The following is a 21,397-nucleotide window of genomic DNA, read 5'->3' as shown; positions in this document are numbered from 1 at the left end:
CCCGCCCGTGCGCCGATGTCCCGCCCGCGCCCCGCTCAGATTCCTCGCTGCGCTCGGAATGACAAGCATGCGGTATCTTCAATCGTCATTGGTATTACGCCGTCGCGCTGCGTTCGTTCCATGTCCGGGTCGCGGGCAGGATGGATGGCGCCCCCCCCCGTACCTGCCATCCGCCTGACGGTCTTCCTTACAGATAGTGCCGGATCATCTCGCGCCAGTGTTCGATACGGTGGGCTTCGCCGGGCCAGATATGCAGCGCGTGCGGGATATCCTTTTCCCACAGCGCCGCGCTGAGGGCGTGGTTGGTCCAGATGAACGGGTCTTCCTCGCCGATGACGAGTGTGATCTCCATGCGACGCAGGTGTGCCAGGATGGACGGATCGGTCAGGCGCGGAATAAAGTGGCAGGGAGTGTGAAAATAGATTGTGTCATCGTAGTATCCATCGAAAAGTGCGCGAAATGATCCGGTGGCGACGGTCAGATCGTATCGCCCGCTCAATGCGACGACTTTGTGGAACAGGTGCGGATGGCGAAAGGCGATGTTGACGGCATGGTAAGCGCCCAGGCTGCATCCATGGGCGATCACGAACGGATTGGGGTTGAGTTGTCGCGAGAGTGAGAGCACTTCGTCGAGAATGTACGACTCATACTGCACGTGCCGCGCAATCCGCTCCTGCGGAGGACGGTGAAAGGCGTACAGGCTTTCGCGATCCACGCTATCAACACAGTAGAGTTGCAGAAACCCCTGCTCGATCGACGGGCGCAATGTCTCGACCAGGCCCCAATTCTCGTAGTCGTAGAACCGTCCGGCGCGGGTCGGAAAGACCAGCACCCGCGCTCCTGCATGACCAATGACCAGCATTTCCATGTCCCGCTGCAAACGGGGACTCCACCATAGATAGTATTCTCGCTGCACAGATGGTCACCACTCTGCACTAACGCACGAAAGTGCGCCGCATACGACCAGATCGAACAACACGTCGGCAACCGGACCTTAGAAGCGGATTGACGGCAATACGCGCGCGATGGGCAGGTGTTTCTGCCATCTTGCTCTCTATGTACGACAGCATGGTTAGAACCGTGTTAAGAATGGGTACAGATTTGATTGTGCCCTGCCACACAGACGCTTATGGCTCACGTTGTACGCCTGACAGCACGGCGACATAAGGACGCAGAATGTGCGTCCATACCTGATAGCCTCTGGCGCTGAGATGCAACCCATCGGCGTCGAACAGTTCAGCGCGTGGACGGCCATCGGGTCCCAGCATCGACGTATAGACATCGATGTAATATCCTGATGGACGGTGTTCCATCAGGGCACGCGCCGCCTCATTGACACGCTGGATTCTGTCGCGCAGGCTCCAGCGCGCCGGGCTGGGTTTGATCGACATATATGCAACCGGGATCGATCCCAGCGCGGCATCGATCCTGGCAAGCATGGCGCGCAGGGAACGCACGACATCGTCGGGCGCCCGTCCATCGCCGAGGTCGTTGTCGCCGGCATAGAGCACTATCGAACCAGGCGCACACGGAATGACCAACCGGTCGAAGAAATGGACGCAGGCAGCGAGGGTCGATCCGCCGAAGGCGCGGTTGACGACGGTCCACGGCGCCATATCCTCGCCGAGCGTCGTCCAGAGCCGAAGTGATGAACTGCCATAGAACAGCACCGCACCCGCCGGTGGAGGCGCGCTTTTATTCAGTTGTTCCAGTTCCTGCACCTCAGGTTCGTACCACTCCACGACAATCCTCCTTCTGCCGTTGCGCGCGGGGTGTGATGCCAACAGAAAGCACAGACCCCCCCAACTGTGAACAGTTCTTGCATGCTTCATGAATGCAGACATGCCAATCTGCTGGTATCATGAAGACATGCAGAATCAGTTTCTGTTCCGAGATGGCATGTGACACATACATCGCACAATCTGACCGCCGAACTGCCGCTTCTGGCGCTGCGCGGCATTGTGGTCTTCCCGCCGAGCGTCGTGCCGGTGGCAGTAAGCCGTCCGGCAGCGATACGGCTGGTAGACGACGCCGTCATCTCAGGCGGTCTTGTTGCGGTCAGTGCGCAACGGGGAGATGACCCTGATCAGTGCTATGCCATCGGCGCATTGGCGCGGTTGCACCGCCTGGTGCGCCTGCATGATGGGACACTCCGCATTGCGCTCCAGGCGCTCGAACGGATTGCCATCGAGCAGGTGACGCAGCGCGAGCCGTATCTCCGCGCACTGGTCCATGTTCTGCCAGATCACATTAACGCCTCAGACATTGCGACGCGTATGCAGGAAGCGCGCGCACGCGCCCGGGAATTGCTCGACGCGCTGCCGCCCAATGAGGAAGTGCGCACACAACTCGAATCTGCCGATGATCCCCGTCATCTGGCAGCACTTCTGGCATCGATGTTGTTGGTGCGCGCCAACCTCGCAGAACGCCAGGCGCTCCTGGAGATCGCCGATGTGAGCGAACGGCTGGTTCGGATAAGTGCGCTGCTCACCCACGAACTGGATATTTTGCGCCGTCACTTCAGAATATAGTACGCGCCACGTTTGTCGCCGACGCGCAACAGCAACCCGCGTTCGACCAGATCGACGAGGTCACGACGCAGTGTTTCGGCAGAGACATCCGGCGCAAGTTCCTGCATGTCGCGGTTGGTGATGCGCTGATGCTCTGCGAGAAAGAGCAGCGCCGCAATCTGCCGCTCGTTCAGCCCCATGCGCCGCCAGGCGGCGACATCGGCGCCGCCGGCATCGGCGCGGTCGTCGCCGGTGCGCCCATAGAGCGTGACCAGAAATCCGGCAGTCGTCTCGCGGAACTCCGGCGGCGGCAAGCCAGCGTCGGCCATTTGACGCAGCATGCGGTCGATGCCATAACCAAGCCGCTCGATCAACCCCAGGTCCGCCAGCGCCTGCACCAGCGTTGCGTTCCGGCTAAAGCGCTCTTCGACCAGGTTCTGAAGCGTGACATGTCCCGGCAAACGCCCCGGCGAATAACATTCCAGACGGTCGCTGAAGAGCAGGACGCGAATGGAGTCGCCACGGATCGTGTAATCGCGGTGCGCCAGCGCATTGATCAACGCTTCGCGGACCGCACCCAACGGGAATTGCGTCCAGTCCTCCCGTTCCAACCCGACCATGCGGCTACCACGGCGCATATGTTCTATCAGCCAGCGTTCGGCGCGGCGGGCTGTTTCCGGCAGCGTGTCGCGGATATCTTCACGCAGAAATGCGTCGCTCATCTCTCGTCCCTGATAGCGCACCAGCGTCACTTCTGCCTGTGGAAACCAGCGCTCGATTTCGACGCCGAAGAGGAGGAGACCGGCGTTGGTGGGCACGAATTCGGTCTTACCGGTAGCGGTGCCGCTGCGCTGCATCAGACAGCCGCGCCGGAGCAGAAATGCCAGCGGATCGGCTTCAGCGATAGGACCAACACGTCGTGCGTAGGCGGCGATCTTTTCAGCATCCAGATCGGCGAGCGTTGCATCCGGCGGCGCCATCCGGTCCCAACTTGTTTCGCCCCGCTCAATCAGAAGGTGTCGCAAGGCATCGGGAGCAAGCGGCACATTCGCAGAACCTTCCCGCCGCAGGTAGGTTCCACCGACGCTGTAGACATGGGGCAATCCTGAAGGAACGGTGACAATCAGCAGCGTGGCGCCATTGTGTGTGACAACGACCGGCAGCGGAAGGACGAGCGGCGGCAGACATGCCAGCGCCGCGTCGAACGCCATCGCTCGCGCAGCGTCCACATCTGCCACCCCTTCGACCTGACGCCCACGCACGCCGATCAAGATCGTCCCGCCGGAGGCATTCGCCATTGCCGCCATGGTTTGCGCCAGATCGATGGGACGAACATTCGCCCGCACGCATGCCACGCGCTCGCCTTCCGCCTGCGCCAGGAGGTCTGTGATCGCCTGTTCATGAATATCCATCACTTTTGATGTTTGCTCCACAGCGTCGAACATGCATGATTGTAGCACAAACTAGCGAGGGTCCATGCATGCACAGTCAGGCGGCAATCCGCTCCATCGTCCGGTAGGGGCGCGCCGCCCCCGCAAACCGCGCGTCCCCACACACACCGCGCGTCCACGCACACCGCGCGCCTCCGCGCACCGCCCCCCACGCGCCCCGCGCCTCGTGCCTCTCTCCCCTCTCCCCTCTCGCCTCTCGCCTCTCACGCCAATTCCCTGTGAACATCCGGCATGGTCACCCCGAGCAGCGCGAGGGGTCTGGCGCGACCCGCTGAGATTCCTCGCTGCGCTCGGAATGACACGTCGCTGCGCTCGGAATGACACGCATGCGGCATCGTCAAGCGTCATTGGTATCACCTCTCACCTCTCCACAAATGCGAGATAAATCTCGCGCTACGCCATTGTCGGGACCCTCGCGCCTCTCACCTCTCACCTCTCACCTCTCCACAAATGCGAGATAAATCTCGCGCTACGCCATTGTCGGGACCCTCGCGCCTCGCGCCTCGCGCCTCTCACCTCTCCACAAATGCGAGATAAATCTCGCGCTACGCCATTGTCGGGACCCTCGCGCCTCGCGCCTCGCGCCTCTCACCTCTCCACAAATGCGAGATAAATCTCGCGCTACGCCATTGTCGGGACCCTCGCGCCTCGCGCCTCGCGCCTCTCACCTCTCCACAAATGCGAGATAAATCTCGCGCTACGCCATTGTCGGGACCCTCGCGCCTCGCGCCTCGCGCCTCGCGCCTCGCGCCTCTCGCCTTTCGCCCCTCGCCTCTCGCCTCTCACCTCTCCACAAATGCGAGATAAATCTCGCGCTACGCCATTGTCGGGCGCCTCGCGCCTCTCGCCTCTCACCTCTCACCTCTCCCCTCTCCCCTCTCCCCTCTCACCTCTGACCTCTCGCCTCTCCCCTCTCGCCTCTCGCCTCTCCCCTCTCCACAAATGCGAGATAAATCTCGCGCTACGCCATTGTCGGGACCCTCGCGCCTCGCGCCTCTCACCTCTCACCTCTCACCTCTCGCCCCTCCCCTCTCGCCTCTCCCCTCTCGCCTCTCCCCTCTCGCCTCTCCCCTCTCGCCTCTCCCCTCTCGCCTCTCCCCTCTCGCCTCTCCCCTCTCCACAAATGCGAGATAAATCTCGCGCTACGCCATTGTCGGGACCCTCGCGCCTCTCACCTCTCACCTCTCGTCTCTTGCCCCTCGCCTCTCCCCTCTCCCCTCTCCCCTCTCGCCCACACGCCCACGCGCGCGTCGCCCGGACGTGTTCACGCCATCCCCGCGCCGGCGGAGCTTCGGGCGTCCAGCGCAGGCGTTTGCGTCAGCGCGAGTGCCTCACCCAGAGCGAAACCGCATCTTGCACATTTCGCATGTCTGTGCTATTGTTAAACCATGAGACCAGCATCATTTGAACAATTCGTGACCTTCATCTACGTCCGCGATCTGAACGCCAGCGCCGCATTTTACGGCGATCTCCTTGGCCTGCCGCTGGCGCTCGATCAGGGGACGTGTCGAATTTATTGCGTCGCCAGTGATGCGTACCTGGGGGTGTGCCAGCGCAATGATACTACTGCGCCTCCAATGCCTGGATCGCTCATTTTGACCCTGGTGACGCACGACGTTGACGAATGGCATCGCTATCTTGCGGATCGTGGCGTGACTGTTGCGCAACCGCCGCAGTACAACCCCCACTTCAATATCTATCACTGCTTTCTGCGCGACCCGGACGGGCACCTGGTCGAAATCCAGCGGTTTCTCGATCCAGCGTGGCCCCGTGCGAGGTAAAGGCTGTCTGAAGCGCGATGGTGCACAGGGAGCGTCCAGAATGCGAAAGAGGGGCGTATGTTCTGTGATGCGTGTCGTCTATCGCACAAAGGTGCAGAGGCACAGAGATCGCAAGCAAGGAGCGGCAGTTGTCCATTGAATGTGGGATCGCGTGAGATGCATCTGTATGCCCCTCTGTGTTCTCTGTGGCTCTGTGGTTCAAAAAACAGCTGAGAGTCCGTACAGGCCGGCGCATGCCCGATACACCCACCCACGATATCATCACCGTCGCCACCGGTGCGCTCCTCGCGCCGGCGACCTATGCACTGCTGGAGTCCAATGGTCGGGACTATGCGGCGACCGGCGCAACCGTCCTCACCGGCGCTCATCTGATCTCCGGTCTTCTCTTCTCACCCGATCTCGACATCGACTCGGCAATCGATAATCGCTGGGGCATCTTCTTCTGGATATGGCGACCGTACATGTGGATTATTCCACACCGCCACTTCTGGAGCCATAGTCTGATCATTGCGCCGCTGTTGCGCCTGGTCTATTTCTCCGTCGTCACCATGCTGATTGTCATCTGGGGGACGTGGCTCCTGGGATATGCAGGTCTGGGCAGTTCCGATCTGCACGCACAGGCGCCGGCATGGATCTTCGACCTTATGCGCCGCAACCCGGATATGGTACGCCTGTTCCTCTTTGGCTTCATCAGCGGCAGCGCGGCACACACGATCGCCGACTGGCTGGTGACCGGCGGGAGACGCTATCTGCACCTGGCGGGGATACGTCTGCGCAGCGACTATCGCAACCACGACCGCGCCCGAAGACACAGGTGAAGGTCATCACCGGATATGGCAATGAGTGATCGTTCCTTCTGTCCCCGTGTCGGAATCGCCCGTTGCCGCGCCTGGAGTCCTTCATCGCCGATCAAAACGCGATCATGGAAATCACTGAGCCATTGCAACCGCTCTGCGACAGAGGTAATACCAATGACGATTGAAGATGCCGCATTCTTGTCATTCTGAGCGCAGCGACGTGTCATTCCGAGCGCAGCGAGGAATCGAAGCGGGTCGCGCCAGACCCCTCGCGCTGCTCGGGGTGACCATGCCGGATGGTCACCGGTCATTGTGTGAGAGGCGAGAGGGGAGAGGCGCGAGGCGAGAGGCGCGAGGCGAGAGGCGCGAGGCGAGAGGCGAGAGGGTCCCGACAATGGCGTAGCGCGAGATGTATCTCGCATTTGTGGAGAGGGGAGAGGCGAGAGGGGAGAGGTGAGAGGCGCGAGGGTCCCGACAATGGCGTAGCGCGAGATGTATCTCGCATTTGTGGAGAGGCGAGAGGCGAGAGGTCAGAGGTGATACCAATGACGCTTGACGATGCCGCATGCGTGTCATTCCGAGCGCAGCGACTTGTCATTCCGAGCGCAGCGAGGAATCGAAGCGGGTCGCGCCAGACCCCTCGCGCTGCTCGGGGTGACAAGGCCGGATGGTCACCGGTCATTGGCGTGAGAGGCGAGAGGGGAGAGGCGAGAGGTGAGAGGTGAGAGGTGAGAGGTGAGAGGTGAGAGGTGAGAGGTGAGAGGTGAGAGGTGAGAGGCGCGAGGCGCGAGGAGCCCGACAATGGCGTAGCGCGAGATTTATCTCGCATTTGTGGAGAGGGGAGAGGGGAGAGGCGAGAGGCGAGAGGGGAGAGGTGAGAGGTGAGAGGTGAGAGGTGAGAGGTGAGAGGTGAGAGGCGAGAGGCGCGAGGCGCCCGACAATGGCGTAGCGCGAGATTTATCTCGCATTTGTGGAGAGGGGAGAGGCGAGAGGGGAGAGGCGAGAGGCGAGAGGGGAGAGGGGAGAGGCGAGAGGGGAGAGGCGAGAGGTGATACCAATGACGCTTGACGATGCCGCATGCGTGTCATTCCGAGCGCAGCGACTTGTCATTCCGAGCGCAGCGAGGAATCGAAGCGGGTCGCGCCAGACCCCTCGCGCTGCTCGGGGTGACAAGGCCGGATGATCACCGGTCATTGGTATAAGAGGTGGCGTTCGACGCCGACGGCGCAGACGGAACGCCAGCAGGCGACGTGGACGCCGGGTGGTCACCGGTGAGCGGCATGGCCGGTGACGTGGCAGGGTAACTCACAGGCGGCGATATACGGTGCAGGTGAGCGCTTCGGTGGGGCACGCAGCACGCCGGTCAGTGGCAGGGTAACTCACAGGCAGCGATATACGGTGCAGGGCGACATCACCGGCGGGTGGCGTGTGGGATACACTGATGACATAATCCGGGTTGCGCATCACGCGCGCCATTGCAGGGCGACATCACCGGCGAGTGGCGTGGGATACACTGGCAGGCGCATCCTACGCTGGCACTGCTGTACGCACACGTGCATCCAGACGACAAGCGCAGCATCGAACTGCTGCCCGATGGTCATCCTCTCCGTGAAAACAAGTTAAGTGCAGGTGTTGTCCCGCACATTGCGGGCAATGCCTGCACTCCGCTTGCGTTCCCAGTCCATATTCCCGGTATACTCAGACGATAGGCGCCTTCGCCGCCAGCAGTAAGGTCACAAAAAGGGCGACGGCGATCACGCCGCAGATGAATAGCGCACCAATGATGACCGAACGCCCCGGCAGCGATATACGATAGTCGAGCAGCATCATGCGCGTCTGATCAGTGCCATCATGCGATCTGCGCTTGCGTCTGTCGGCGCGCAGGATGTTTGCCACGCTCCGCGCCTGGACAGGATTGCGCTGCTCTTCTTCAACATCTCGCGTTTTATGTCCGATCTCAGATTCTGTCATATCTTCGAGACGCGGGATGTCTGGCGTTGATGTTGCCATGTCATCAAGCACCACCGGTTGCAGGACAATCCGCGGCTGCGATGGTCGCCTGGAGGAGTGTTGCGCTGCGCTTCCAAACGTGCTCTGTGTCTTTTCGGCGTTTTGGTCGAGACTCTGTGGATTGGTTGGTGTCATGGTCGTCTGAGTCTGCTTCATGTCCCATTACTCATGTATCGATCCAAATCCCATGGAATAGTACGCCGCTGCGCTTACCAGAGCATTACCACACGGGAGGATATTATGACGATTGTGTCAGATACACGTCATCGGTGCATCATCAACTGACGTGGTACAATAAACATAGAGATTTCCAATGGCATAACCGTGGGCACGCGCAACATCTCTTGGGCAAGCCTGCACGAGACCTATCACGCCATGCCTGGTTCTCAGTCCCCACTTCTCGGCGCTCAGGTGGTCGCATGCATCGAAAGCCCTTCTTCCAAACTGTCAGCCTGCTGATCCTGGTGCTGCTGATGGTATCGTGCGGCGGCGCACCCTCCCCTGCCGCTGGATTCCCATCGCCGACCGCGGTTCCCTCCGAACCAACGATAACGGCGCCACCAACGCCAATTCTGGCGCCAACGCCGGAAACGCCGCCTGCGACGAGCCTGCCTGAACCAACCTCCGCACCGCCGGCGACAAGCCAGCCTGAACCAACACCCATACCTTCTCCACAACCCACAGTCGCGCCCCCACCGCCGACGGCGACACCCACGCCTGCGCCTCCCACACCGGTTCCACCAACATCGTCGTTCACCGGCATACTCTTCTTCCTGCGCGACGGGGCGCTCTGGATATTCGATGCCGGCGGCGAGCGCCTGATCGTCGACCAGGTGCGCGAATTCACGCCGTCTGCAAATGGGAATGTCATCGCCGTTGTGCGTGAGGTCGAGCGACAGTTCGATGTGTGGACGGTGCGACGCGACGGGAGCGACCTGCGACGCATCACCAATGATCGCAGCGTCGAAGCGTCGCTTTCCTGGTCTCCCGATAACGCCGCTCTGATCTTTGCCGCCGCCGATGCCAGCGAGTTCCTGCCGCAGACGTGGCCCGACCGGGCATTATGGTGCAGCGCCGGCCAGATTGTTGTGCTCGACATTGCAAGCGGGCAGCGCCAGGCACTCGCAAATGGCTGCGATCCCGCACTGTCGCCTGATGGTCGACGCATCGCCTATAGCGCCCCGCCGACGCTGCGCGATCCGGCAATCGCAGGCGGCGCGCCGGTCGCCGGGAATGCCATTCGCCTGATCAACCGGCGCGGTGAAAATACCTGGAACTTTGCGCGCGCTGATGGCGCCGACGCCCCTGCACCCAATACTGGCATGCTGGTCTATGCGCCCGCCTGGTCGCCTGATGGCGCATCGGTTGCGTATCATCGCTACGTCGGGATGCAGATCGAGGTTGATGTCAATCTGAGCGAGATCGGCGGGTCATTCGAGGGGAAGGGACGCCCCTTCGCTGAAGGCGCCGGATGGCTGCTGCCTTCCCGCTTCGCGCCCGATGGACGGCGAACGGCAATCATCGAGCACAACTACAGTGATGCACGTGGCTTTGGCGGCTACGACGACTGGTCGGTGCAGGTCGTCGCGCTCGATGGCTTGCGTACTGTCGATTTGCCACAGGGATCGGTGACAATGCTCGGTGGTTCAGCGACGCGTCTGCCGCGCGCCGCCAGCGCTGCCTGGTCACCGGATGGGACACTCCTGGCGGTGCTCCTCCCGCCCGGCTGGCGTCCCGATGTGCCGCTGAATGAACCATTCGACCCGTCAGGCGCCGAGTCTCCTGGCGAGGTATGGCTGTGGCAACCGGGCGTGGCGCCGTCGATCCGCCTGATCAGCAATGTTGATTTTGCCTCGCCACTTGCCTGGCTGCCTTAGAGCGACGCTCAAAACGATTGATGCAACGCGCTCATCCCCGCGCGAATCGGCAGGCAGACCGACGGTTCGCCTGTCTCTACGACGACGGTTCCCCTTCGGGTGCGCGCGTTCGGCATGCCGCCATCCGGGAGCGCCCTCCACACACGCTGGTTTTGCCTCCACCCCTTGCCCTCCCTCAGCGGGGGAGGGAGTTGCCCCCACGATAACAGTTGAGGATGCTCGTCCTACTTCCCAAGCGCTCGCAACACCTTCGGCGGCAACACCCAGAGCAACGAACCGGCGCTGAGTTCGAACGATGACAGGTCGATCAATGCCAACCCTCCTTTCTTCATCACAACCCGGCTGCCGCCGGTCAGGTCGGCGATCATGCTGCTGAGGTCCGGTTCGTGTCCGACGACCATGACGCTCTTTGCGCGCGGCATATCCGCCAGCAGATCGATCAGCGTCGCTGCGTTGCACCCCGGCGCAAGCGCACCGACCGTCTCAGGAGCAACATCCAGCGCGGCGCCGACGATCTCGGCGGTTTCGCGGGCGCGGGTCAGCGGGCTGGTCAGTAACCGGTCGATCGCCACACCGAGCCGCCGCAGTCCGCGCGCGCCAATGCGCATCTTCTCGGCACCTTCGGGAGTGAGCATCCGCGCCGAGTCGCTGCCGTCGTTCGAGCGCTCTTCCGCGATCGCATGGCGGAGCAGATAGAGTTCCATCGCGTTACTCCTTTGTAATGGTATAATTGAAACTTGAGCATATGCGCGAATTGATGGATTGTCAGGCACACGTTGTTGGTCCGGCGCCTCGCGCCTCGCTACAAATGCGAGATACATCTCGCGCTACGCCGTTGTCGGGCCCCTCGCTACAAATGCGAGATACATCTCGCGCTACGCCATGGTCGCGCCCCTCGCCCCTCGCGCCTCGCCCCTCTCACCTCGCCCCTCGCTACCAATGCGAGATACATCTCGCGCTACGCCATGGTCAAGCCCCTCGCCCCTCGCCCCTCGCGCCTCTCACCTCGCGCCTCGCTACAAATGCGAGATACATCTCGCGCTACGCCATGGTCAAGCCCCTCGCCCCTCGCGCCTCTCACCTCGCGCCTCGCTACAAATGCGAGATACATCTCGCGCTACGCCGTTGTCGGGCCCCTCGCGCCTCGTCCCTCGCTACAAATGCGAGATACATCTCGCGCTACGCCATGGTCAAGCCCCTCGCTATAAATGCGAGATACATCTCGCGCTACGCCATGGTCAAGCCCCTCGCCCCTCGCCCCTCGCGCCTCTCACCTCGCGCCTCGCTACAAATGCGAGATACATCTCGCGCTACGCCATGGTCAAGCCCCTCGCGCCTCGCCCCTCGCTATAAATGCGAGATAAATCTCGCGCTACGCCATGGTCAAGCCCCTCGCGCCTCGCCCCTCGCTACAAATGCGAGATAAATCTCGCGCTACGCCATGGTCAAGCCTCTCGCTATAAATGCGAGATACATCTCGCGCTACGCTGTTGTCGGGCCCCTCGCGCCTCTCACCTCGCGCCTCGCTACAAATGCGAGATACATCTCGCGCTACGCCGTTGTCGGGCCCCTCGCGCCTCGTCCCTCGCTACAAATGCGAGATACATCTCGCGCTACGCCATGGTCAAGCCCCTCGCTATAAATGCGAGATACATCTCGCGCTACGCCATGGTCAAGCCCCTCGCTATAAATGCGAGATACATCTCGCGCTACGCCATGGTCAAGCCCCTCGCCCCTCGCGCCTCTCACCTCGCGCCTCGCTACAAATGCGAGATACATCTCGCGCTACGCCATGGTCAAGCCTCTCGCTATAAATGCGAGATACATCTCGCGCTACGCTGTTGTCGGGCCCCTCGCGCCTCGCCCCTCGCTACAAATGCGAGATACATCTCGCGCTACGCCATGGTCAAGCCTCTCGCTATAAATGCGAGATACATCTCGCGCTACGCCATGGTCAAGCCCCTCGCGCCTCGCCCCTCGCTACAAATGCGAGATAAATCTCGCGCTACGCCATGGTCAAGCCTCTCGCGCCTCGCCCCTCGCTACAAATGCGAGATAAATCTCGCGCTACGCCATGGTCAAGCCCCTCGCGCCTCGCTACAAATGCGAGATACATCTCGCGCTACGCCATGGTCAGTCCCCTCGCTACCAATGCGAGATACATCTCGCGCTACGCCATGGTCGCGCCCCTCGCGCCTCGCCCCTCTCACCTCGCGCCTCGCTACAAATGCGAGATACATCTTGCGCTACGCCATGGTCGCGCCCCTCGCGCCTCGCCCCTCTCACCTCGCGCCTCGCCCCTCTCACCTCGCGCCTCACTACAAATGCGAGATACATCTTGCGCTACGCCATGGTCGCGCCCCTCGCGCCTCGCCCCTCGCTATAAATGCGAGATAAATCTCGCGCTACGCCATGGTCAAGCCCCTCGCGCCTCGCCCCTCTTACCTCGCGCCTCGCTACAAATGCGAGATACATCTCGCGCTACGCCATGGTCGCGCCCCTCTCGCCCCTCGCCTCTCGCCCCTCACGCCTGCATCCTATGCACGAATCAATCCCAATTCTCGATTTTGGCTCGCAGACAGCGCAACTGATCGTCTGCCGCTGTAATGGTATAATTGAAACCTGAGCATATGCGCGAATTGATGGATTGTCAGGCACACGTTGTTGGTCCGGCGCCTCGCGCCTCGCGCCTTTCACCTGAATCCTATGCACGAATCAATCCCAGTTCTCGATTTTGGCTCGCAGACAGCGCAACTGATCGTCCGCCGCCTGCGTGAACTTGGCGTGTACAGCGAACTGTTGCCGCACGACACCCCAGAAGCCGACGTGTGGGCGTTGCAACCACGCGGCATTGTTCTTTCCGGCGGACCGGCAAGCGTCTATGAGCCAGGCGCGCCGCAGTTGCCGCCATGGCTGCTCGAAAGCGACCTGCCGGTGCTTGGTATTTGCTACGGGATGCAGTTGCAGGCACACACCCTCGGTGGGCGCGTCGAAGGTATGCAGAGCCGTGAGTTTGGTCCGGCAGAGATCACCGTCGTCGATCCCGATCTGCTGTTCGCCGATATGCCGACACAACAACAGGTGTGGATGAGCCACGGCGATCACATTGCTGCGCTGCCCCCTGGATTTCGCGTGCTGGCACACAGCCCCGGCGCGCCATTTGCTGCCGCAGGCGACGACCGACGTCGCTGGTATGGCATTCAGTTCCATCCCGAAGTCGTGCATACGCGCTTCGGGCGCGACATATTGCGCAACTTCGCCTTCCGTATTTGCAAATGCCGCGGCGACTGGCAACCGGAAAACTTTGTCGCTGAGGCAATCGAGCGCGTGCGCGCGCAGGTCGGCGATGGGCGGGTGATCTGTGCGCTTTCCGGCGGCGTCGACTCGGCGGTTGCCGCGCTGATCGTCCATCACGCCATCGGCGACCGGTTGACGTGCGTTTTTGTGGACAATGGTTTGCTGCGCCAGGGTGAAGCCGAACAGGTTGTCGCCACCTTCCGTGAGCATTTTCATATTCCCCTGATCGCCGTCGATGCAGCAGATGAATTTCTCGAAGCGCTTGCTGGCGTTGCCGACCCGGAACAGAAGCGCACAATCATCGGCGAAAAGTTCGTGCGCATCTTCGAACGTGAAGCGCGCCGCATCGAAGGCGCGCGCTTCCTCGCGCAGGGCACGCTTTACCCCGACGTGATCGAAAGCAGAGCGCCGGATCGCCAGAAAGGCGTAACCATCAAAACCCACCACAATGTCGGCGGATTGCCCGCCGATATGCAGTTGACCCTCGTCGAACCATTGCGCTACCTGTTCAAGGACGAAGTGCGCGCCGCCGGTCATGCCCTGGGGCTGCCGGACGAATGGGTCTGGCGGCATCCCTTCCCTGGACCAGGGCTTGCCGTGCGGGTGCTTGGTCCGGTGACGCGCGAGCGCCTCGCAACGCTGCGCGCTGCCGACGCCATTTTCATGCAGGAATTGCGCATTGCCGGATTATACCGCGCAACGCAACAGGCGTTTGCAGTGCTGTTGCCGGTACGCAGCGTCGGCGTGATGGGCGATGGACGCACCTACGCTGATGTGGTGGCGCTCCGCGCCGTGACGACCGAGGATTATATGACGGCGGATTGGGCGCGCCTCCCCGCTGAACTGCTGGCGCGCGTGAGCAGCCGCATTGTGAACGAGGTTCCCGGCGTCAATCGTGTGGTGTACGACATCTCCTCCAAACCCCCGGCAACGATTGAGTGGGAATAGCCATCGGTTATCGTTCCTCTACCGCAGCGCGTCATACTAATCCTTGAATGGCGCGCTGCGTCTGGTATGCTGTGTGCGATTGCTATTGCATCCTATTGCAACCTGTTGCAACATCGCAGCCGTGAACGATCTCCTGACCACCCGTGAAGTGCAGGACCTGCTGAAACTGGATCGAACCACCGTCTACCGTATGCTCAAAGAAGGGCGGTTAACGGGGGTGAAGGTCGGGCAGCAGTGGCGTTTTCACCGTCGAGCAGTCGAGACGTTGCTCCAGGGCGCGTCACCCGCTGCGGCGAGTCGCTCGGCGCCAGCCGATGCCCCCCGTTACGCGCAACCGCTCACTCCCGTTCCGCTGCCGCTCCATTGCGTACAGGCAATCCAGGATGTCTTCGCCGATCTGACGCGGGTTGGCGTTGTCACCACCGCTACCGACGGCGAGCCGTTGACCCGGATGAGCAATGGATGCCGCTTCTGCGCATTGATCCAGGCGACCGATGCGGGCAGAGCCGCCTGCCGCGCTTCGTGGCGCGCGCTCGCGGCGCGAAGCGACCGCACCCCCCGGATTGCGACCTGCCACGCCGGGCTGAAGTACATCCACGCGCGCATCGAGGTGGACGGGCTTCCAACGGCGATGCTGATCGCCGGTCAGTTCCGTGTGGACGCCACACCGCTTGACACGCAGCGGCTGGCGCGCGATGTCGGCGTCGATCCGGGTGCACTCGACGAAGCGCTGGATGCAGTGACGATTCTGGACGAGCGGATGCGTGCACAACTCGGCGTCTGGTTGCAGAAAGTTGCGCACACCTTCGAGGAAATCGGGCGCGAACGCGCCACGATGATCAGTCGGCTGCGGGCGATCAGCGACCTTGCCGTTCTTGATCGCCCGGATTGAACGTTGTTGTCCGCGTTGACAGCTCCGCAGCGTTGCGGAGGAGACAAGCGATGAAAGCAGACAATCTTTCCTTCCTCCACCGGTTTGGCGAGCGGGTCTCGTTCGACCGTATCGAGCGCAAACTCTACGGTCACGACATTGCCGCCATTCCCGGTCTCGTCACCCCCTTGCTGGGTGACACGCTTCCCGATGCCGTGGTGCAACCACAGAACGAAGAGGAGTTGATCGAACTGGCGCGCTGGGCGTCCGCCAACCGCGTCCCGCTGACGCCGCGCGGCAAGGCGACCTCCGGCTACGGCGGCGCCGTTCCCCTCCGCAAGGGGGTGGTCGTCGATTTTTACCGGATGCGCACTGTGCTGCACATCGACGCAGCCGATCAAACGGTCACCGTCGAGCCGGGCATCACCTGGGAACAGCTCGACAGGACGCTGAAACGCGAGGGGTTGACCTTGCGCCTCTATCCCACGAGTTACCCGTCATCCACGGTCGGCGGGTGGCTCGCACAGGGTGGCGCGGGCATCGGCAGTTACGAGTTTGGCTACTTCCGTGAGAATGTGGTATCGGCGCGTCTGGTGCTGCCGTCGGGTGAGGTGCGCGACCTGCGCGACGCCGATCTCGATCTGGTCGCTGATGCGGAAGGGATCACCGGCATGATCAGCCAGGTGACGCTCCGAGTGATGCGGCTGACCGGCATTCAAACACTGGCGCTCGCTGTGTACGATGCGTATGCGTTCCAGTTGCTGTTGCAGGCGCTGATTGATCGACGCTTGCCGATCTGGTCGATGAGTTTCATCAACCCGAAGATGGCGGAAATGAAGAACGAAGCGCCGCTGCGCGAACACCACGGTCATCCCGTCGAGCAGCGCATCATCCTGCCGAAAGCGTATATTCTCACCCTTGCGTTCCGCGACGCTGACGCGACTGCGGTGCAATCCGCCATTCCGGGAATCGCCGCCGCGACCGGCGCCGAAATCCTGAGCGATGAGATTGCCCGCCATGAGTGGGACGGGCGCTTCAAGTTGATGACGATCAAGCGCCTGAGTCCGTCGCTGGTTCCGGCGGAAGTGATTGTGCCGCTCGACCGCCTGGCAGATACGCTCGATGCGTACAACCGCCTTGTTGCACAACCGCTCGTCAAAGAGGGCGTCGTCATCCGACTCGGCGTCGATGGCAGCCCGGAAGTTGTCATTCTCGGCTTCATCCCCGCCGATCAGCGCTCTTTTTCGTACAACCTGGTCTTCGGGCTGGCGCTGACCGTGATGAATATCGCCATCAAAAACGGCGGGCGCCCTTACGCCACCGGCATCTATTTTGCGCGCAAGGCGGATCAGGCGCTGGGCAAAGCGCGCGCGGCGCAACTGAAAGCCTTCAAGTCACGTATCGATCCGGCTGGCGTGATGAACCCAGGGAAAGTCTTTGGCGGCGGCGCTGTCGGCGCCTTCGTCGATCTGGCGTCGCGCTTTGAGCCGCTGGTGCGGCGCTTCGGCAACGCCGTCCCTGTGACCATCGGCGAGCGACCAACCGGTCCGGTGCGTGACATTCCCGCCGATGTCGCCTGGTACGCTTACGCCTGCTCGCAGTGCGGTTACTGCATCGATGAGTGCGACCAGTTCTACGGGCGCGGATGGGAGAGCCAGAGTCCGCGCGGCAAGTGGTTCTGGCTGCGCGAATACATGGAAGGTCGTGAACAGTGGAACCAGCGCATGGTGGACACCTTCATCGCCTGCACCACCTGTGAAATGTGCAACCTGCGCTGCTCCGCCAACCTACCGATTGAACCCGCGTGGATGAAACTGCGCGGTCAACTGATCACCGAACAGAAAAAGATGACCTTCCCGCCATTCGAGATGATGAGCGCCGCACTCACCGCACAGGGCAACATTTGGGCAGGCTACCGCGAACGGCGCGACGCATGGTTCCCCAAAGACCTGAACGAGCGCCACGGACCTGATCATCGCGCGAAGAATGTCTATTTCGCCGGATGCACTGCCAGTTATGTCGAGCAAGACATTGGCATCGCCAGTGTGCGTCTGCTCGACGCAGCAGGCGTCGATTTCACCTATCTGGGACCGAAGGAAAATTGCTGCGCCACGCCGATGCTGGTTGCCGGTCGCTGGGACCTGTTTGTCGAAACGATGAAGAAAAACATTGCCGCCGTCAAAGCCGCCGGCGCCGATACTGTCATCAGTTCCTGCCCGGCGTGCGACATGATGTGGCGACACGTCTACCCGGCATGGGCGAAGAAACTCGGCATCGAGTACAATATCACAGCAAAGCACTATTCTGAGATCGTTGCGGAGAAGATCCACGCCAGCGAGTTCGCCTTCCCGCAGACCAACCGGGCGCCGGTGACCGTCACCTGGCACGACTCGTGTCACATCGGGCGGGTGTCGGGGGTCTACGAACCGCCGCGTGATCTGATCAAATCTGTGCCGAACGTCCATTTCGTCGAAATGGCGAGCAACCGCGACTGCGGGAAGTGCTGCGGCTCGGTGCTGACGCTGATCAAAGAGCCTGATGTCGCTGCCGACCTGGGCAAGACGCGCATTGATGAAGCGCTCGATATCGGCGCAGAGAAGATCCTGGCGCTCTGCCCGTGCTGCGAGTTTCAGTTGCGGGTCAGCGCCGAAAAGAAGCGCCTGCCGGTCGAAGTTGTCGATCTGGCGCACTTCGCTGCCGAAGCGCTTGGATACGAACTGCCCGACCCGAACCCGGAAGTGCGCGCGCAGTGGGCTGTATTCGAGGCGATGATCAAACTGATGACCCCAGAGGGATTTGCCAGTCTGATGACGACTATGTGGCCCGAGATGATCGATGCTATGCCGTTGGGCATGGGGCGCATGATGCGGGCGATGGGCAGGGTCCCCGGCGCGCTCGAAGCGATGAAGCCGCTCTTTCCGATCCTCTTCCCGCGCCTGCTGCCGCTTATGATGCCGAAACTGATGCCAGCCATGCTGGCGCGGGTTGGCGCGATGATTCCGATGCCGGACTACATGGCGGAACAGATGCCGGTGCTGATGCCAAAGGTCGTTGATCGGCTCATGCCGCATATGATCGGCGACGTTGTGCCGCTCGTGACCCAACCACTGATCGACTATCTGCACGAACAGGCGCGACTGAACTGACGACGGGTGGGTTGTCATTGAATTGAATAGGGAACGTTACCGGCAGGAGGAAGGGTTCACGTTACCCGTTGAATGTTGAACGTTGAACGTATCAGTCCCACAGCGGCGTAGGGGCGCCCCCCTGGGTGCGCCCACGAGAACGCCAGATTGTAGGGGCGCCCCCTGGATGCGCCCACCAAGGGCAGGCGCGAATGGAGGGGCGCCTCCTTGTGGGCGCCCGCTCCAGGCAGGCACGGAGGCGCAAAGATGTGAACCGTGTGAAAGGTAAAGCGGGGAAGGCAAGAAGGGCAAGGGAGAAGTCAACGCAAGCAATCTAACCCCTAACCAGTTCTCAGTTCTCAGTTCTTAGTTCTTAGTTCTTAGTTCTATGCAATCTCACACATCCGCTCCTGGCAAAATCATCCTGTGCGGCGAGCATGCCGTCGTCTACGGTCGTCCGGCAATTGCGCTGCCGCTCAGCAAGATTCGCGCACGCGCCAGCGTCGCTCCGGGCGCAGCGGGGATTGGCATTCGCTTCGACGCACCCAACCTGGGGCGGCGCTGGCTGCTTGCCGCCGCTCCCGGCGATCCCCTCTCCGAACTGACGCTGGCGACCCTCAAACAGTTGGGGATAACCAGAATACCAGACATCCAGATCACGATCACGTCAGATATCCCTATTGCGAGCGGCATGGGGAGCGGCGCTGCGATTGCAACGGCTATCGTGCGCGCACTGGCTACGGCGTTCGGACGCAACCTGAGCGCCGCCGAGATTTCGGCGCTGGTGTACGCAAGTGAGCAGCGCTACCATGGCACACCCAGCGGCATCGACAACACCGTGATCGCATACGAGCAGGCAATCTGGTTCCAGCGACGCAGCGAGCCGCCACACCTGATCGAGCCGTTGCCGATTGCTGCACCCTTCACCCTGGTGATCGGCGACACGGGTGTGCGCAGCGCCACGCGCCTGCCGGTCGGCGAGGTACGGCGGCGCTGGCAGGAAGACCCGGCGCGCTACGAAGCCCTGTTCGATCTGGTGGCAGATGTGGTGCATCAGGCGCGTCACGCGCTGGCACGAGGCGATGTGGCAACCCTGGGACCGTTGCTCGACCGCAACCAGGAGGCGCTGGAACAGATCGGCGTATCGTCACCGGAACTCGAGCGACTGATCACGGCGGCGCGCAGGGCGGGGGCGGCGGGCGCCAAACTCTCCGGCGGTGGATGGGGCGGCGTGATGATCGCCCTGGTTGACCCTGAAACCGTGGTGTCGGTGCGTGAGGCGCTGCTGGCAGTCGGCGCCGCGCGGGTGTTGGAAACCACCGTCAGCGCATCCGCCTGAACAGCGGGCGATATGCTATACTACAAGGAACGAGCGGCGGTGTACCGCTTTTTGTTGATCAAACATGTGAGAGACATACACGCTCAACGAACAGAACGAACCTTTGTTGGTTGAGCGTCTGGAAATGAACCATTATTGAGTCCACTGCAAAAAGGCTTAACCACAAAGGACACGAAGCGCACGAAGGTGAATAAAAATGAAGCGCATTTTCGTGTCCCTTTGTGACCTTCGTGGTTACCGCTTTTTGCAGTGAAGTCATTATTCCAATGGCGAAGATCATGATAGCCATGAGCGGCGGTGTGGACAGTTCCCTGGCGGCTGCGCTGCTCCACGAAGCCGGGCACGACGTCACCGGCGTCACCCTGCATCTCTGGGAGGGCGACGATGACCGCCTGGCGGAGAGCCTCTGCTGCTCCCAGGAGATGACCGAAAGCGCCCGTCGCGTGTGCGCACAACTCGGCATACCATACTATGTCTTCAATTATCAACGCGAGTTTCGGCGCTCTGTGATCGAATATTTTTTGCGTGAATACGCCAGCGGCTTCACGCCCAACCCATGCCTGGAGTGCAACCGCGAGATCAAGTTCCGCGCGCTGCTGGCGCGCGCGCGCGCCCTGGGGTTCGACTATGTTGCCACCGGGCATTATGCCCGCATCCGTGTTGATAAGACACCTGCCGATCACTCCGCCTCCCCATCGCCGAATGGCGCCCAACGCGCCGTTTACCGGCTGCTGCGCGCCGTCGATGAGGAGAAGGATCAGTCGTACATGCTCTATATGCTCGGTCAGGACGACCTGGCGCGGCTGATGTTTCCAATTGGCGAGTACACCAAGGCAGAGGTTCGCGCCCTGGCTGCCGCGCGCGGACTGGCAAGCGCCAACCGACCGGAGAGCCAGGACATTTGTTTCGTCCCCGGCGGCGACTACCGCAACCTGCTGCGTGAAGAGCGCCCCGATGCGCTGCGTCCTGGACCGATCCTCGACCTTGAGGGGCGCGAGGTGGGCCGGCACCAGGGATTGCCGCTCTATACCATCGGGCAACGGCGCGGTCTTGGCATTGCGACCGGTCAACCGATGTATGTGATGGCGCTCGACGTGGCGCGCAACGCGGTGATCGTCGGTCCTGAATCGGCGCTCCGGCGCACAACGCTGCGCGCTGAACGAGTAACCTTCGTCAGCGGTTCCTGGCCCGAGGCGCCGTTCGACTGTCTGGCGCAGATTCGGGCGCATGCCGATGCCGTTCCGGCGCGGGTGACTCCCGTCGAGCCGGAGCGTGTCGAGGTGCGCTTCGAGCATCCGCAGCGCGCCATTACCCCAGGGCAGGCAATCGTCTTCTACGACGGCGCAGTTGTGCTTGGGGGCGGACGGATTGCGCGCGACTGAGGGAGACGT

At 61.8% G+C, this 21,397-nt stretch carries 15 protein-coding genes; 9 read left to right on the top strand and 6 right to left on the bottom strand.

Annotated elements, in window-relative coordinates; translation table 11 throughout:
* Positions 1-187: 187 nt before the first annotated feature.
* Positions 188-880 carry an esterase family protein gene (locus tag RCAS_RS08970; protein WP_232280215.1) on the bottom strand — a complete coding sequence of 231 codons (693 nt, stop codon included), beginning with the start codon at positions 878-880 and terminating at the stop codon, positions 188-190.
* Positions 881-1,127: 247 nt separating this feature from the next.
* Entirely contained in the window at positions 1,128-1,742 is a 615-nt protein-coding gene (locus RCAS_RS08965; protein WP_049768812.1) for an SGNH/GDSL hydrolase family protein, read from the bottom strand.
* Between the two features lie 159 nt (positions 1,743-1,901).
* On the opposite strand from RCAS_RS08965, the gene RCAS_RS08960 reads away from it, so the two are divergent.
* Entirely contained in the window at positions 1,902-2,531 is a 630-nt protein-coding gene (locus RCAS_RS08960; RefSeq protein ID WP_012120263.1) for an LON peptidase substrate-binding domain-containing protein, read from the top strand.
* Here RCAS_RS08960 and RCAS_RS08955 read toward each other — a convergent pair.
* Positions 2,516-3,943 (bottom strand): ATP-binding protein, encoded by a 1,428-nt coding sequence (locus RCAS_RS08955; protein WP_232280214.1) that lies wholly within the window; start codon positions 3,941-3,943, stop codon positions 2,516-2,518. The two genes, RCAS_RS08960 and RCAS_RS08955, sit on opposite strands and share 16 nt — an antisense overlap.
* Before the next feature lie 1,406 nt (positions 3,944-5,349).
* On the opposite strand from RCAS_RS08955, the gene RCAS_RS08950 reads away from it, so the two are divergent.
* Both RCAS_RS08950 and RCAS_RS08945 read left to right on the top strand, forming a co-directional pair.
* Positions 5,350-5,742: a VOC family protein gene (locus RCAS_RS08950; protein WP_012120261.1), complete on the top strand. Its 393-nt coding sequence runs from the start codon at positions 5,350-5,352 to the stop codon at positions 5,740-5,742.
* Between the two features lie 233 nt (positions 5,743-5,975).
* On the top strand, positions 5,976-6,560 hold the full coding sequence (locus RCAS_RS08945; protein ID WP_012120260.1) for a metal-binding protein: 585 nt from the start codon (positions 5,976-5,978) through the stop codon (positions 6,558-6,560).
* A 1,442-nt stretch (positions 6,561-8,002) separates the two neighbouring features.
* Here RCAS_RS08945 and RCAS_RS25085 read toward each other — a convergent pair.
* Together RCAS_RS25085 and RCAS_RS25080 are read right to left on the bottom strand one after the other, a co-directional pair.
* Positions 8,003-8,140: a hypothetical protein gene (locus RCAS_RS25085; RefSeq protein ID WP_157042595.1), complete on the bottom strand. Its 138-nt coding sequence runs from the start codon at positions 8,138-8,140 to the stop codon at positions 8,003-8,005.
* Between the two features lie 97 nt (positions 8,141-8,237).
* Positions 8,238-8,705: a hypothetical protein gene (locus tag RCAS_RS25080; protein ID WP_041330478.1), complete on the bottom strand. Its 468-nt coding sequence runs from the start codon at positions 8,703-8,705 to the stop codon at positions 8,238-8,240.
* 263 nt (positions 8,706-8,968) lie between these two features.
* Between RCAS_RS25080 and RCAS_RS08935 the strand changes: the two genes are divergently transcribed.
* Complete coding sequence (locus tag RCAS_RS08935; RefSeq protein ID WP_041330476.1) at positions 8,969-10,426, top strand: PD40 domain-containing protein; 1,458 nt, start codon at positions 8,969-8,971, stop codon at positions 10,424-10,426.
* 224 nt (positions 10,427-10,650) lie between these two features.
* Here the strand turns inward: RCAS_RS08935 and sixA are convergent, their stop codons facing one another.
* Positions 10,651-11,130, bottom strand: coding sequence for a phosphohistidine phosphatase SixA (gene sixA, locus RCAS_RS08930; protein WP_012120258.1), 480 nt, complete (start codon positions 11,128-11,130; stop codon positions 10,651-10,653).
* Between the two features lie 2,002 nt (positions 11,131-13,132).
* Here sixA and guaA point away from each other — a divergent pair.
* From guaA to mnmA, 5 genes are all read left to right on the top strand, one after another.
* Entirely contained in the window at positions 13,133-14,671 is a 1,539-nt protein-coding gene (gene guaA, locus RCAS_RS08925) for a glutamine-hydrolyzing GMP synthase (RefSeq protein ID WP_012120257.1), read from the top strand.
* Positions 14,672-14,792: 121 nt separating this feature from the next.
* On the top strand, positions 14,793-15,563 hold the full coding sequence (locus RCAS_RS08920; RefSeq protein ID WP_232280213.1) for a PocR ligand-binding domain-containing protein: 771 nt from the start codon (positions 14,793-14,795) through the stop codon (positions 15,561-15,563).
* A 50-nt stretch (positions 15,564-15,613) separates the two neighbouring features.
* A complete protein-coding gene (locus RCAS_RS08915) occupies positions 15,614-18,688 on the top strand; it encodes an FAD-binding and (Fe-S)-binding domain-containing protein (protein WP_012120255.1) in 3,075 nt (1,024 codons plus the stop codon).
* Positions 18,689-19,055: 367 nt separating this feature from the next.
* Positions 19,056-20,006 carry a mevalonate kinase gene (mvk, locus tag RCAS_RS08910; RefSeq protein ID WP_012120254.1) on the top strand — a complete coding sequence of 317 codons (951 nt, stop codon included), beginning with the start codon at positions 19,056-19,058 and terminating at the stop codon, positions 20,004-20,006.
* Between the two features lie 266 nt (positions 20,007-20,272).
* Positions 20,273-21,388: a tRNA 2-thiouridine(34) synthase MnmA gene (gene mnmA, locus RCAS_RS08905; RefSeq protein WP_041331879.1), complete on the top strand. Its 1,116-nt coding sequence runs from the start codon at positions 20,273-20,275 to the stop codon at positions 21,386-21,388.
* Positions 21,389-21,397: the final 9 nt, after the last annotated feature.

Origin of the sequence: Roseiflexus castenholzii DSM 13941 (assembly GCF_000017805.1) — a bacterium.
GTDB classification, from domain to species: domain Bacteria; phylum Chloroflexota; class Chloroflexia; order Chloroflexales; family Roseiflexaceae; genus Roseiflexus; species Roseiflexus castenholzii.
The sequence above is the reverse complement of the archived record's forward strand: the minus strand, read 5'-3'. Positions and strand labels throughout refer to the sequence as shown.

Coding starts and splice junctions, on each gene's coding strand:
- RCAS_RS08935 (WP_041330476.1), top strand. CDS start 8,969: ATGCATCGAAAGCCCTTCTTCCAAACTGTCAGCCTGCTGATCCTGGTG.
- mnmA (WP_041331879.1), top strand. CDS start 20,273: ATGGCGAAGATCATGATAGCCATGAGCGGCGGTGTGGACAGTTCCCTG.
- RCAS_RS08945 (WP_012120260.1), top strand. CDS start 5,976: ATGCCCGATACACCCACCCACGATATCATCACCGTCGCCACCGGTGCG.
- mvk (WP_012120254.1), top strand. CDS start 19,056: ATGCAATCTCACACATCCGCTCCTGGCAAAATCATCCTGTGCGGCGAG.
- guaA (WP_012120257.1), top strand. CDS start 13,133: ATGCACGAATCAATCCCAGTTCTCGATTTTGGCTCGCAGACAGCGCAA.
- RCAS_RS25080 (WP_041330478.1), bottom strand. CDS start 8,705: ATGAAGCAGACTCAGACGACCATGACACCAACCAATCCACAGAGTCTC.
- RCAS_RS08950 (WP_012120261.1), top strand. CDS start 5,350: ATGAGACCAGCATCATTTGAACAATTCGTGACCTTCATCTACGTCCGC.
- sixA (WP_012120258.1), bottom strand. CDS start 11,130: ATGGAACTCTATCTGCTCCGCCATGCGATCGCGGAAGAGCGCTCGAAC.
- RCAS_RS25085 (WP_157042595.1), bottom strand. CDS start 8,140: ATGACCATCGGGCAGCAGTTCGATGCTGCGCTTGTCGTCTGGATGCAC.
- RCAS_RS08915 (WP_012120255.1), top strand. CDS start 15,614: ATGAAAGCAGACAATCTTTCCTTCCTCCACCGGTTTGGCGAGCGGGTC.